Genomic DNA, 268 nt, shown 5'->3' on the forward strand with positions numbered 1-268 from the left:
TTCTTTTACCTGAAGCTTATGGTGAAGCCATTGAAGAAACTAAAATCAATCCAGTCGCTCAACCTGAAATTAATGTAACTCAAATTGAAAAAGGTAAAGATTTCGAATTTGAAGCAACAGTGACTGTTGAACCTGAAGTTAAATTAGGAGATTATAAAGGTCTTGAAATTGAAAAACAAGATTCTGAATTAACTGATCAAGATTTACAAGATGAAATTGATCATAGTTTAGGTCATTTAGCTGATATGGTTGTTAAAGAAGATGGTGC

The 268-nt window shown here is 31.7% G+C and carries 1 protein-coding gene; it reads left to right on the forward strand.

From position 1 onward, the window contains the following. Positions 1 to 268, forward strand: a 268-nt coding sequence (locus L2D08_RS23780; protein ID WP_304653948.1) for a trigger factor family protein, incomplete at both ends; no start/stop codon positions are given.

This window comes from Domibacillus sp. PGB-M46, from assembly GCF_022668875.1.
GTDB lineage: Bacteria > Bacillota > Bacilli > Bacillales > Domibacillaceae > Domibacillus.